Below are 13,318 nucleotides of genomic sequence, written 5' to 3' on the forward strand. Positions count from 1 at the left end.
GAATCGGCTTTATGTAAACAGAACGGACACGCGGCGCGTGGAGCTGAGAGGTCAGCTTTACGCGCCCGAAATGCATGGACGGATACGGTGCGCTGATTCGCGCAGGGTTTCGTATCCATGCGGCATCTCCCGGTCGACGGGATCATCCAGAAGGCCTGCGGCGACGACGGGCCTCGACAGCAGAGCGGCACATGGCATCGAAGACCACCAACCCCTTTACCTTCCTCCAGCAGGTGAGGTCGGAGACCCAGAAGGTGACTTGGCCTTCGCGGCGCGAGACGATGATCTCGACGCTGATGGTCCTGGCCTTTGCGGTGATCGCGTCGATCTTCTTCTTCGCCGCCGATCAACTCATGGCGTTCGCGATCGAGCAGATCCTCGGCATTGCGCGATAGACCGGCGACTACGGGGAGTATCTGAATGACTGCGCGGTGGTACATCGTCCACGCCTACTCGAATTTCGAGAAGAAGGTCGCCGAGGACATCGAGAACAAGGCCAAGCAGAAAGGCCTGTCCGACCAGATCGAGCAGATCGTCGTTCCGACCGAAAAGGTCGTCGAGGTGCGTCGCGGCCGCAAGGTCGACGCCGAGCGCAAGTTCTTCCCGGGCTATGTGCTGGTGCGCGCCAACCTGTCCGACGCCGTGTTCAGCCTGATCAAGAATACGCCGAAGGTGACCGGTTTCCTGGGCGATTCCAAGCCGGTGCCGATCACCGACAAGGAAGCCGAGCGCATCCTTCACCAGGTGCAGGAGGGTGTCGAGCGGCCGAAGCCGTCGGTCACCTTCGAGATCGGCGAGCAGGTGCGCGTGTCGGACGGGCCTTTCGCCTCGTTCAATGGCTTCGTCCAGGAGGTGGACGAGGAGCGTTCGCGCCTCAAGGTGGAAGTTTCGATCTTCGGGCGTGCCGTGCCCGTCGATCTCGAATTCGGACAGGTCGAGAAGGGCTGATCCGAACGCCCGCGCCGGAACGGCGATCGGGCTTGGCGGCTTTCATGCCGCCTGAACTGGTGGGAGGGGCAGGCGGCTGTGGCCGGCCGTCCAATCCGAACCACCACACTGCAACCGCCGGTCATGCCGGCACGATATAAGGCAGACAAGAGATGGCTAAGAAGATTGCGGGCCAGCTCAAGCTCCAGGTAGCCGCGGGTTCGGCGACGCCGTCGCCCCCGATCGGTCCTGCGCTTGGTCAGCGTGGCATCAACATCATGGAATTCTGCAAGGCGTTCAACGCGCAGACGCAGGAGCTGGAAAAGGGATCGCCGATTCCTGTCGTGATCACCTACTATCAGGACAAGTCGTTCACCTTCGTCATGAAGACGCCGCCGGTGAGCTACTTCCTGAAGAAGGCCGCCAACCTGAAGTCGGGCTCGAAGGAGCCGGGCAAGTCGAAGGCCGGCCAGATCAGCCGCGACAAGGTGCGAGAGATCGCCGAAGCGAAGATGAAGGACCTGAACGCGAACGACGTCGAGGCGGCCATGCGCATGGTCGAGGGTTCCGCCCGCTCGATGGGCCTGGAAGTGGTGGGCTGAGACGATGGCAAAGATTGCAAAGCGTGTAGCCAAGTCCCGCGAGGGCATCGATCCGAACAAGGCCTACAGCCTGGCTGAGGCCGTGGAGGTCCTGAAGTCGCGCGCCACCGCCAAGTTCGACGAGACATTCGAAGTCGCGATGAATCTCGGCGTCGACCCGCGTCATGCCGACCAGATGGTCCGCGGCGTGGTGAACCTGCCGAACGGCACGGGTCGTACCGTGCGCGTGGCCGTGTTCGCCAAGGGCGACAAGGCTGACGAGGCGCGTGCCGCCGGTGCCGACGTGGTTGGCGCGGAGGATCTGGTCGAGACCGTTCAGAAGGGCACGATCGAGTTCGATCGCTGCATCGCGACGCCTGACATGATGCCGCTGGTCGGTCGGCTGGGCAAGGTTCTCGGCCCGCGTGGCATGATGCCGAACCCCAAGGTCGGCACGGTGACGACCGATGTCGCCGCCGCCGTCAAGGCCTCCAAGGGCGGCGCGGTCGAGTTCCGCGTCGAGAAGGCCGGCATCGTTCATGCCGGCGTCGGCAAAGCCTCCTTCGACGCCAAGGCGATCGAAGAGAATGTGCGCGCCTTCACCGACGCGGTCACCAAGGCGAAGCCGGCAGGCGCCAAGGGCAACTACGTGAAGAAGGTGTCGCTCACCACCACGATGGGCCCGGGCCTAAGGCTCGATATATCGAGCCTCGCGGCGTCCTGAGACGCTGGTTGAGGATCAGGTCGCAAGGCCTGATCCTGCTGAAAGAATTCCGGGCCGCAAGGCCCGGATTCCGGGAGCCGAGAGGCTTCCGGATATCCTGTCCGAGATTGCAGGCGGTCCAAGGTGACCCTGGGCCTTAATTCGAATGGGCCTGCATGAGACGGGTGAAGACCCGACAAAGGAGCTAATGCTCCGATGAAAGGTTCGAACCGTGTTGGCCTTTTGTCAGCGCTCCGTCCGGGAAGCCGGTCGGTGTGGCGAAAGGGGGCAGGATCCTCGAGCGCCGTTCGGGAGATCCAGGAGTGGATGGCCCGCCCGGCAAAAGGCAACCCGATGGTCGTTTCGAGAATGAGACGGCCGTCAACTGGAGATAGGCAGTGGACAGAGCGGAAAAACGCGAACTCGTCACGGGCCTGAACGATGCGTTCAAGAGCGCTGGTTCAGTCGTCGTGGCCCACTATGCCGGTATCACCGTCGCGCAAATGAACGATCTTCGCACGAAGATGCGTCAGGCCGGCGGCACCGTCAAAGTCGCGAAGAACCGTCTCGCCAAGATCGCTCTTCAGGGCACGGAATCCGAAGGCATCATCGAGCTGTTCAAGGGACAGACGCTGATCGCCTATTCGGACGATCCGATTGCGGCTCCGAAGGTCGCTTCCGATTTCGCCAAGGGGAATGACAAGCTGGTCATTCTCGGCGGCGCGATGGGACCGACGGCTCTCGATGCCGATGGGGTGAAGGCTCTCGCCACGCTCCCGTCGCTCGACGAGCTCCGCGCCAGGTTGGTCGGCATGATCGCCACCCCGGCTACCCGGATCGCCCAGATCGTCAATGCGCCCGCGGCTTCGGTCGCGCGCGTCATCGGCGCCTATGCCCGGAAGGACGAGGCGGCATGAGGCCGTTCCTCGCTGTCACCAACACCTGTTCGAACTTTTGAAGGAAGTGAAAAATGGCTGATCTCGCCAAGATCGTAGATGACCTTTCGAGCCTGACCGTCCTCGAGGCGGCCGAGCTGTCGAAGCTCCTGGAGGAGAAGTGGGGCGTTTCGGCCGCCGCTCCGGTGGCTGTCGCCGCCGTTGCCGGTGGTGGCGCCGCCGCTGCTGCTCCGGCTGAGGAAAAGACCGAATTCGACGTCATCCTCGCCGACGCCGGCGCCCAGAAGATCAACGTCATCAAGGAAGTGCGCGCCATCACCGGCCTCGGCCTCAAGGAAGCCAAGGACCTGGTCGAAGGCGCTCCGAAGCCGGTCAAGGAAGCCGTTTCCAAGGCCGACGCCGACAAGTTCAAGGCCCAGCTGGAAGCAGCCGGCGCCAAGGTCGAGTTGAAGTAAGACATCACGGTTTCGGCGGGCGGCGAAGCCGTCCGCCGATCCCGGCACGGCGCCGGGCCCGAGAACCGGGGCGATGTTTGGGGAACCCCTTTCCTGAGGGTCGGGACGGCCTTCAGGAAACGGGTTTTCAGCCGTTTCGAACCGCCGCCGAAAGGCAGCGAGCGGATTGGAAGAAGATCGCCGCGACGGCGGTCACGAGTTGCAAGGCGTGCCTGGCGAGGCGCGCCCCAAGAAAGGCAGCAAGGAGCGACGATGGCCCAGACCCAGACTTTCAACGGTCGCAGGCGCGTACGCAAGTTCTTCGGGAAGATTCCGGAGGTTGCGGAGATGCCGAACCTTATCGAGGTTCAGAAGGCATCCTATGATCAATTCCTGATGGTCGAGGAGCCCAAGGGCGGGCGTCCCGACGAAGGCTTGCAGGCCGTTTTCAAGTCGGTGTTCCCGATCCAGGACTTTTCCGGCACCTCGATGCTGGAGTTCGTGAAGTACGAGTTCGAGGCGCCGAAGTTCGACGTCGACGAGTGCCGCCAGCGCGACCTGACCTATGCTGCCCCGCTGAAGGTGACGCTACGCCTGATCGTGTTCGATCTGGACGAGGATACCGGCGCGAAGTCGATCAAGGACATCAAGGAGCAGGACGTCTATATGGGCGACATGCCGCTCATGACGTCGAACGGCACCTTCATCGTCAACGGCACCGAGCGCGTGATCGTATCGCAGATGCACCGTTCGCCCGGCGTGTTCTTCGACCACGACAAGGGCAAGTCGCACTCCTCGGGCAAGCTCCTGTTCGCCGCGCGGGTGATCCCCTATCGCGGCTCGTGGCTGGACATCGAGTTCGACTCCAAGGACGTCGTGCATGCCCGCATCGACCGCCGCCGCAAGATTCCGGTGACGTCGCTGCTGATGGCGCTCGGCATGGACGGCGAGGAGATCCTGTCCACCTTCTACAACAAGATCGCCTACAAGCGGTCGGGCGACCATTGGCGCATCCCCTTCAACGTCGACCGCTTCCGCGGCCTGAAGGCTGTGGGCGACCTGGTTGACGCCGACACCGGCGAGATCGTCGTCGAGGCCGGCAAGAAGATCACCGCGCGCCAGGCCAAGCAACTCGCCGAAAAGGGGCTGAAGGCGATCAAGGCGACCGACGACGATCTCTACGGCAGCTACCTGGCCGAGGACGTCGTGAACTACGCCACCGGCGAAATCTATCTCGAGGCCGGCGACGAGATCGACGAGAAGACCCTCAAGGTGCTCAACGAGGCCGGCGAGGAAGAGATCCAGATCCTCGACATCGACCACATCAATGTCGGCGGCTACATCCGCAATACACTCGCCGTCGACAAGAACGAGAGTCGCCAGGACTCGCTGTTCGACATCTACCGGGTGATGCGTCCGGGCGAGCCGCCGACGCTGGAGACTGCGGAGGCGATGTTCAACTCGCTGTTCTTCGACGCCGAGCGCTACGATCTTTCGGCCGTCGGCCGCGTCAAGATGAACATGCGTCTCGAGCTCGACGCCGCCGACACGGTGCGCGTGCTGCGCAAGGAGGACATCCTTGCCGTGGTCAAGACGCTGGTCGAGCTGCGCGACGGCAAGGGCGAGATCGACGATATCGACAATCTCGGCAACCGCCGGGTGCGCTCGGTCGGCGAGCTCATGGAGAACCAGTACCGCGTCGGCCTCTTGCGCATGGAGCGCGCGATCAAGGAACGCATGTCGTCGATCGAGATCGACACGGTCATGCCGCAGGACCTGATCAACGCCAAGCCGGCCGCGGCCGCCGTGCGCGAGTTCTTCGGCTCCTCGCAGCTCTCGCAGTTCATGGACCAGACCAACCCGCTGTCGGAGATCACCCACAAGCGGCGCCTCTCGGCGCTCGGACCGGGCGGTCTGACGCGCGAACGCGCCGGCTTCGAGGTGCGCGACGTGCATCCGACGCATTACGGCCGGATCTGCCCGATCGAGACGCCGGAAGGCCCGAACATCGGCCTGATCAATTCGCTGGCCACCTTCGCGCGCGTCAACAAATACGGCTTCATCGAGAGCCCGTATCGCAAGATCGTGGACGGCAGGCTGACCAACGAGGTCGTCTATCTCTCGGCGATGGAGGAGGCCAAGCACTTCGTGGCGCAGGCCAATGCCGAGCTCGACGCCGAAGGCCGCTTCAAGGACGAGTTCGTCATCTGCCGCAACGCCGGCGAGGTGATGATGGCGCCGCGCGAGAACGTCGACCTGATGGACGTCTCGCCGAAGCAGATGGTTTCGGTCGCGGCCGCGCTGATCCCGTTCCTCGAGAACGACGACGCCAACCGCGCGCTGATGGGTTCCAACATGCAGCGTCAGGCCGTGCCGCTGGTGCGGGCCGAGGCTCCGTTCGTCGGCACCGGCATGGAGCCGGTGGTCGCCCGTGACTCCGGCGCCGCGATCGCGGCGCGCCGCGGCGGCATCGTCGACCAGGTGGACGCGACCCGTATCGTCATTCGCGCGACCGAGGATCTCGATCCCGGCAAGTCTGGTGTCGACATCTACCGGCTGATGAAGTTCCAGCGCTCGAACCAGAACACCTGCATCAACCAGCGTCCGCTGGTGAATGTGGGCGACCGGATCGAGAAGGGCGACATCATCGCCGATGGCCCGTCGACGGACCTGGGCGATCTGGCGCTCGGCCGCAACGTGCTCGTGGCCTTCATGCCGTGGAACGGCTACAACTACGAGGACTCGATCCTGCTCTCCGAGCGTATCGTCGCCGACGACGTCTTCACCTCGATCCACATCGAGGAATTCGAGGTGATGGCCCGCGACACCAAGCTCGGACCCGAGGAGATCACGCGCGACATTCCGAACGTTTCGGAAGAGGCTCTCAAGAACCTCGACGAGGCCGGCATCGTTTATATCGGCGCCGAGGTGCAGCCGGGCGACATCCTGGTCGGCAAGATCACGCCGAAGGGCGAGAGCCCGATGACGCCGGAGGAGAAGCTCCTGCGCGCCATCTTCGGCGAGAAGGCCTCCGACGTGCGCGACACCTCCATGCGCATGCCGCCCGGCACCTTCGGCACGGTTGTCGAAGTGCGCGTCTTCAACCGCCACGGCGTGGAGAAGGACGAGCGCGCCATGGCGATCGAGCGCGAGGAGATCGAGCGTCTCGCCAAGGATCGCGACGACGAGCAGGCGATCCTCGACCGCAACGTCTACAGCCGCCTGAACGACATGCTCGTCGGCAAGGAGGCGATCGCGGGGCCGAAGGGCTTCAAGAAGGGCACGACGCTTTCCAAGGAGATCCTGGACGAGTATCCGCGCTCTCAGTGGTGGCAGTTCGCCGTCGAGAACGAGAAGCTCCAGGGAGAACTCGAGGCTCTGCGCGGCCAGTACGACGACTCCAAGAAGGCGCTCGAACAGCGCTTCATGGACAAGGTCGAGAAGGTGCAGCGCGGCGACGAGATGCCGCCCGGCGTCATGAAGATGGTCAAGGTCTTCGTGGCCGTGAAGCGCAAGATGCAGCCCGGCGACAAGATGGCCGGCCGCCACGGCAACAAGGGCGTGGTGTCGCGCATCGTCCCGGTCGAGGACATGCCGTTCCTCGAGGACGGCACGCATGCCGACATCGTGCTCAACCCGCTGGGCGTTCCGAGCCGCATGAATGTCGGCCAGATCCTGGAGACGCATCTGGGCTGGGCCTGCGCCGGGATGGGCAGGAAGATCGGGCAGCTCATCGAGGCCTACAAGCAGAGCGGCGACATCAAGCCGCTGCGTGAGACCATCGAGAGCGTGATCCCGGCCAACGACCGCAACGAGCCGGTCCGCGACTACGACGACCAGAGCATCATCCGGCTCGGCGAGCAGATGAAGCGCGGCGTGTCCATCGCGACCCCGGTGTTCGATGGCGCGCACGAGGTCAACATCAACGAGATGCTCGAGCAGGCCGGCCTGCATACCAGCGGTCAGTCGACCCTCTATGACGGGCGCACCGGCGAGCCGTTCGACCGCAAGGTGACGATGGGCTACATCTACATGCTCAAGCTTCACCACCTCGTGGACGACAAGATCCACGCGCGTTCGATCGGCCCCTACAGCCTGGTCACCCAGCAGCCGCTGGGCGGCAAGGCGCAGTTCGGCGGCCAGCGCTTCGGCGAAATGGAGGTCTGGGCGCTGGAGGCTTACGGCGCTGCCTACACGCTGCAGGAGATGCTGACGGTGAAGTCGGACGACGTGGCCGGCCGCACCAAGGTCTACGAGGCGATCGTGCGCGGCGACGACACGTTCGAAGCCGGCATTCCGGAGAGCTTCAACGTTCTCGTCAAGGAGATGCGCTCGCTCGGCCTCAATGTCGAGCTCGAGAACACCAAGCTCGACGAAAGCCCGGCGCGTCTGCCCGACGCCGCCGAGTAACGGAAAGAGCGGCGCGCCACGGTCCTTGCCGGGCGCGCCGCATGTTTCCCGGCCGGCGGGCCGGATGGAATGATCGCGTGACCGGGCCTGCGCGGCGGAATTGCGGGCGGATCACGGAATGGGCGTCACCGCCCGATACTATCGAAGAGGGATTTCGGTCCCCACAAGGAGAACGGCATGAACCAAGAGGTCATGAATCTCTTCAACCCCCAGGCGCCGGCGCAGGTGTTCGATTCCATCCGGATATCGCTCGCGTCGCCCGACAAGATCCTGTCCTGGTCGTTCGGCGAGATCAAGAAGCCGGAGACGATCAACTATCGCACCTTCAAGCCGGAGCGCGACGGCCTGTTCTGCGCGCGCATCTTCGGTCCGATCAAGGACTACGAGTGCCTGTGCGGCAAGTACAAGCGCATGAAGTACAAGGGCGTCATCTGCGAGAAGTGCGGCGTCGAGGTCACGCTGTCGCGCGTCCGGCGCGAGCGCATGGGCCATATCGAGCTCGCCGCTCCGGTCGCCCACATCTGGTTCCTGAAGTCGCTGCCCTCGCGCATCGGCACGCTGCTCGACATGACGCTGAAGGATATCGAGCGGGTCCTTTATTTCGAGAACTACATCGTCACCGAGCCCGGTCTGACGGATCTGAAGCAGCATCAGCTTCTGTCCGAGGAAGAGTACATGATCGCCGTCGACAATTACGGCGAGGATTCCTTCACGGCCATGATCGGCGCCGAAGCGATCCATGACCTGCTGGCAGGCATGGATCTCGAGAAGATCGCCGGCGAGTTGCGCTCGGAGTTGGCCTCGACCACGTCGGAGCTGAAGCAGAAGAAGCTGCTCAAGCGGCTCAAGGTCGTCGAGAACTTCATGGAATCCGGCAACCGTCCGGAGTGGATGATCATGAAGATCGTCCCGGTCATCCCGCCGGATCTGCGCCCGCTCGTGCCGCTCGACGGCGGCCGCTTCGCGACGTCGGACCTGAACGATCTCTATCGCCGCGTCATCAACCGCAACAACCGCCTGAAGCGGCTGATCGAACTGCGCGCTCCGGGGATCATCATCCGCAACGAGAAGCGCATGCTGCAGGAGGCCGTCGACGCGCTGTTCGACAACGGCCGCCGCGGCCGCGTCATCACCGGTGCCAACAAGCGTCCGCTGAAGTCGCTGTCCGACATGCTCAAGGGCAAGCAGGGACGGTTCCGCCAGAACCTGCTCGGCAAGCGCGTCGACTATTCCGGCCGATCGGTCATCGTGACCGGTCCGGAGCTCAAGCTGCACCAGTGCGGCCTGCCGAAGAAGATGGCGCTCGAGCTGTTCAAGCCCTTCATCTATGCCCGCCTCGATGCGAAGGGCTACTCCTCGACCGTCAAGCAGGCGAAGAAGCTGGTCGAGAAGGAGAAGCCAGAGGTCTGGGACATCCTCGACGAGGTGATCCGCGAGCATCCGGTGCTTCTCAACCGCGCGCCGACGCTGCACCGCCTCGGCATCCAGGCGTTCGAGCCGACGCTGATCGAGGGCAAGGCGATTCAGCTCCACCCGCTGGTCTGCACCGCCTTCAATGCCGACTTCGACGGCGACCAGATGGCGGTGCACGTGCCGCTGTCGCTCGAAGCGCAGCTCGAAGCCCGCGTGCTGATGATGTCGACCAACAACATCCTGCATCCGGCCTCCGGCGCGCCGATCATCGTGCCGTCGCAGGACATGGTTCTGGGCCTCTATTATCTCTCGATCGTCAACCAGAACGAGCCGGGAGAGGGCATGGTGTTCGCCGACATGGGCGAGCTCCAGCACGCCCTGGAGACCAAGGCGGTCACGTTGCACGCCAAGATCAAGGGCCGCTTCCGCACCGTCGACGCGGAGGGCAATGTTGTGTCGAAGATCCACGACACGACGCCCGGCCGCATGATCATCGGCGAACTCCTGCCGAAGAACCACAACGTGCCCTTCGACATCGCCAACCAGGAGATGACCAAGAAGAACATCTCCAAGATGATCGATACGGTCTATCGCCACTGCGGCCAGAAGGAGACGGTGATCTTCTGCGACCGCATCATGGCGCTCGGCTTCAGCCATGCCTGCCGGGCCGGTATCTCGTTCGGCAAGGACGACATGCTGATCCCCGACACCAAGGAGAAGCTGGTGAGCGAGACCGAGGCGCTCGCGAAGGAATACGAGCAGCAGTACAATGACGGCCTGATCACCCAGGGCGAGAAGTACAACAAGGTCGTCGACGCCTGGGCCAAGTGCTCGGAAAAGGTCGCCGACGAGATGATGGGCCGCATCAAGGCGGTCGAGTTCGACGCCAATGGCCGCCAGAAGCCGATGAACTCGATCTACATGATGTCGCATTCGGGCGCGCGTGGCTCGCCGACCCAGATGCGTCAGCTCGCCGGCATGCGCGGCCTTATGGCCAAGCCGTCGGGCGAAATCATCGAGACGCCGATCATCTCGAACTTCAAGGAAGGCCTGACCGTTCTCGAGTACTTCAACTCGACCCACGGCGCCCGCAAGGGCCTCGCCGATACCGCGCTGAAGACGGCCAACTCCGGCTATCTGACGCGTCGTCTCGTCGATGTCGCGCAGGACTGCATCGTCAATGCGACCGACTGCGGCACCGACAAGGGCCTGACCATGCAGCCGATCGTTGACGCCGGCCAGATCGTCGCCTCGCTCGGCCAGCGCATCCTCGGCCGTACGGCGCTCGACGACGTGACGCATCCGGTTTCGGGCGAGGTCATCGTCAAGGGCGGCCGCCTGATCGACGAGCGCGACGTCGACGCCATCGAGAAGGCCGGAATCCAGTCCGTCCGCATCCGCTCGGCGCTGACCTGCGAGGTCAGGACCGGCGTCTGCGCGGTCTGCTACGGCCGCGACCTGGCGCGCGGTACCCCGGTCAATATCGGCGAGGCTGTCGGCGTCATCGCCGCGCAGTCGATCGGCGAGCCGGGCACGCAGCTCACCATGCGTACCTTCCACATGGGCGGCACGGCGCAGGTCGTCGACCAGTCGTTCCTGGAAGCCTCGTATGAGGGCACGGTGCAGATCCGCAACCGCAACGTCGTGCGCAACTCCGACGGCCACCTCGTGGCGATGGGCCGCAACATGGCGGTCCTCATCCTCGACGAGGCCGGCAAGGAGCGTGCGACGCACCGCGTCACCTACGGCTCGCGCGTCTATGTCGACGACGGCGACAAGGTGAAGCGGGGCCAGCGTATCGCCGAGTGGGACCCGTACACCCGTCCGATCCTCACCGAAATCGAGGGCCGGGTCATGTTCGAGGATCTCGTCGACGGCATCTCCGTCCAGGAGACGGCCGACGAGTCGACCGGCATCACCAAGCGCGAGGTCATCGACTGGCGGTCCACGCCGCGCGGCTCGGACCTCAAGCCGGCGATCACGATCCAGGACGCCAAGGGCAAGATCGGCAAGCTGTCCAAGGGTGGCGATGCCCGCTTCCTGCTCTCGGTCGAGGCGATCCTCTCGGTCGAGCCGGGCGCGCATGTCCGTCCCGGCGACGTGCTGGCGCGCATCCCGATGGAAAGCGCGAAGACGAAGGACATCACCGGCGGTCTGCCGCGTGTGGCCGAGCTCTTCGAGGCACGCCGTCCGAAGGATCACGCCATCATCGCCGAGATCGACGGCACGATCCGCTTCGGCCGCGACTACAAGAACAAGCGCCGCATCATCATCGAGCCGCATGACTCGACACTGGAGCCGGTCGAATACCTGATCCCGAAGGGCAAGCCGTTCCATCTCCAGGACGGCGACGCCATCGAGAAGGGCGACTACATCCTCGACGGCAATCCGGCGCCGCACGACATCCTGGCGATCAAGGGCGTGGAGGCTCTGGCTTCCTACCTCGTCAACGAGATCCAGGAGGTCTACCGGCTGCAGGGCGTGTTGATCAACGACAAGCACATCGAGGTGATCGTTCGCCAGATGCTGCAGAAGGTCGAGATCACGGAGCAGGGCGACTCGACCTACATCCCGGGCGACCATGTCGACGTGATCGAGCTCGACGAGATCAACGAGCGCCTGATCGAGGACGGCAAGAAGCCGGCCGCCGGTCAGCCGGTGCTGCTCGGCATCACCAAGGCCTCGCTGCAGACGCCGTCCTTCATCTCGGCCGCCTCCTTCCAGGAGACGACCCGGGTGCTCACCGAAGCGGCGGTGGCCGGCAAGACCGACATGCTGCAGGGCCTGAAGGAGAACGTCATCGTCGGGCGTCTCATCCCGGCCGGCACCGGCGGCACGATGGCCCAGATCCGGCGCATCGCGACCTCGCGCGACGAGCTCATCCTCGACGAGCGCCGCAAGGCCTCGGGTGTGGAGGTCGCCGAACCGATGCTCACCGACATGTCGACCGCCGCGCAGTAGCGCGGCCGACCTGACCAGACCCAAGCCGCCGGGGCGACCCGGCGGCTTTTTTCTTATGCTGGGGCCGAGGCTTGATGCCAGCGGGCACAGGATGCTGAGACATACGAGCCGCGTGGCTGCTGACGCATCCGCGCGACCTCAGTCGGCCGCCAGAAGATGCCGGTATCGGCGCGAGCCGCGCAGCTCTGTCCCATCGGCCATACGGATGCGAAAATCGCCGTCGCGTAACGGCGCGACCTCTACCACCTTGTCGCGGTTGACGAGGCAGGAGCGGTGGACCTGCACGGCGTCGATGCCGGCCTCCGACAGTTGCTGGGTGAGGGCGGCGAGGCTGATGCGAGCCAGATGGTTCTTGCCGTTGGCGCGCAGGTCGACGTAGTTGCCGGCCGCCCGTGCCCATTCCAGCGACCGGGCGTCGAGCCAGATGGTGCGGCCGCCGCATTTGAGCGTCAGCCGGCCGGTGGCGCCTGCATCGGCCTTCGCGGTTTCTGCATCCTGCCGATGTTCTTCGATGCTTCGCACCAGGCTGAGCACCAGCAGGATCGCGGCGTAAGGCAGGATGTCCTTGCGATACTCGTAAAGACTGTCGTTCACCACATTGTCGAAGAATGTGTAGTCGTAGCCGAGCAGCACCGCGAAGACGAGCTTGCGAAGCAGGATCATGCCGCCGACATGCAGGATCGAAAAAACGGCGCTTCCCAGGGCGTGAACGAGCAAGGCTTTCGGCCAGGAGTCGGGCGTGAACGGCGTCCGGCGCTCGAGTCTGGCGACCAGCGGAACCAGCAGGACGAGCACGGAAACGCTGGTCAGTTCGAGAATCCATGGCACGCGCGGGTCGAGCGGCACGCCGGTGCGTTCTGCGTCGGTGATCATCGACGCAGCGTTGATCAGTGCGACTACTGGGAAGAAGAAGGCGGATATGACGAGTCCGCGTCGCGCCACGCGTTCGTCGATAAGGGCATCGGACGGATCGGCCGTCATCCGATCACCCGA

The 13,318-nt window shown here is 64.1% G+C and carries 9 protein-coding genes; 8 read left to right on the forward strand and 1 reads right to left on the reverse strand.

Annotation, left to right across the window (positions count from 1 at the left end):
• Positions 1-191 precede the first annotated feature (191 nt).
• From secE to rpoC, 8 genes are all read left to right on the forward strand, one after another.
• Entirely contained in the window at positions 192-395 is a 204-nt protein-coding gene (gene secE / locus JN280_RS22360; protein WP_202305317.1) for a preprotein translocase subunit SecE, read from the forward strand.
• Positions 396-420: 25 nt separating this feature from the next.
• The gene (nusG, locus tag JN280_RS22365) at positions 421-948 is read left to right on the forward strand and encodes a transcription termination/antitermination protein NusG (RefSeq protein WP_202305319.1); all 528 of its coding nucleotides are present in this window, start codon (positions 421-423) and stop codon (positions 946-948) included.
• Positions 949-1,100: 152 nt separating this feature from the next.
• A complete protein-coding gene (gene rplK, locus JN280_RS22370) occupies positions 1,101-1,529 on the forward strand; it encodes a 50S ribosomal protein L11 (protein ID WP_202305321.1) in 429 nt (142 codons plus the stop codon).
• 4 nt (positions 1,530-1,533) lie between these two features.
• Positions 1,534-2,232, forward strand: a complete 699-nt coding sequence (gene rplA, locus JN280_RS22375; RefSeq protein ID WP_202305323.1) for a 50S ribosomal protein L1 — start codon at positions 1,534-1,536, stop codon at positions 2,230-2,232.
• 377 nt (positions 2,233-2,609) lie between these two features.
• Positions 2,610-3,128, forward strand: coding sequence for a 50S ribosomal protein L10 (gene rplJ / locus JN280_RS22380; protein WP_202305325.1), 519 nt, complete (start codon positions 2,610-2,612; stop codon positions 3,126-3,128).
• Positions 3,129-3,181: 53 nt separating this feature from the next.
• Positions 3,182-3,562, forward strand: coding sequence for a 50S ribosomal protein L7/L12 (rplL, locus tag JN280_RS22385; RefSeq protein WP_202305327.1), 381 nt, complete (start codon positions 3,182-3,184; stop codon positions 3,560-3,562).
• Between the two features lie 252 nt (positions 3,563-3,814).
• Positions 3,815-7,951: a DNA-directed RNA polymerase subunit beta gene (gene rpoB, locus JN280_RS22390; protein ID WP_202305329.1), complete on the forward strand. Its 4,137-nt coding sequence runs from the start codon at positions 3,815-3,817 to the stop codon at positions 7,949-7,951.
• A gap of 177 nt (positions 7,952-8,128) precedes the next feature.
• Positions 8,129-12,325 (forward strand): DNA-directed RNA polymerase subunit beta', encoded by a 4,197-nt coding sequence (gene rpoC / locus JN280_RS22395; protein ID WP_202305331.1) that lies wholly within the window; start codon positions 8,129-8,131, stop codon positions 12,323-12,325.
• A gap of 138 nt (positions 12,326-12,463) precedes the next feature.
• Here rpoC and JN280_RS22400 read toward each other — a convergent pair whose 3' ends face one another.
• Positions 12,464-13,306, reverse strand: a complete 843-nt coding sequence (locus JN280_RS22400) for a LytTR family DNA-binding domain-containing protein (RefSeq protein WP_202305333.1) — start codon at positions 13,304-13,306, stop codon at positions 12,464-12,466.
• Between the last annotated feature and the right edge of the window lie 12 nt (positions 13,307-13,318).

The sequence above is a fragment of the Mesorhizobium sp. L-8-10 genome (genome assembly GCF_016756635.1).
In the GTDB taxonomy this organism is placed as follows: domain Bacteria; phylum Pseudomonadota; class Alphaproteobacteria; order Rhizobiales; family Rhizobiaceae.

What these genes read in the sequence shown, in the direction of transcription:
- secE (WP_202305317.1), top strand. Translation starts at nt 192, where the DNA reads ATGGCATCGAAGACCACCAACCCCTTTACCTTCCTCCAGCAGGTGAGG.
- nusG (WP_202305319.1), top strand. Translation starts at nt 421, where the DNA reads ATGACTGCGCGGTGGTACATCGTCCACGCCTACTCGAATTTCGAGAAG.
- rplK (WP_202305321.1), top strand. Translation starts at nt 1,101, where the DNA reads ATGGCTAAGAAGATTGCGGGCCAGCTCAAGCTCCAGGTAGCCGCGGGT.
- rplA (WP_202305323.1), top strand. Translation starts at nt 1,534, where the DNA reads ATGGCAAAGATTGCAAAGCGTGTAGCCAAGTCCCGCGAGGGCATCGAT.
- rplL (WP_202305327.1), top strand. Translation starts at nt 3,182, where the DNA reads ATGGCTGATCTCGCCAAGATCGTAGATGACCTTTCGAGCCTGACCGTC.
- rpoB (WP_202305329.1), top strand. Translation starts at nt 3,815, where the DNA reads ATGGCCCAGACCCAGACTTTCAACGGTCGCAGGCGCGTACGCAAGTTC.
- rpoC (WP_202305331.1), top strand. Translation starts at nt 8,129, where the DNA reads ATGAACCAAGAGGTCATGAATCTCTTCAACCCCCAGGCGCCGGCGCAG.
- JN280_RS22400 (WP_202305333.1), bottom strand. Translation starts at nt 13,306, where the DNA reads ATGACGGCCGATCCGTCCGATGCCCTTATCGACGAACGCGTGGCGCGA.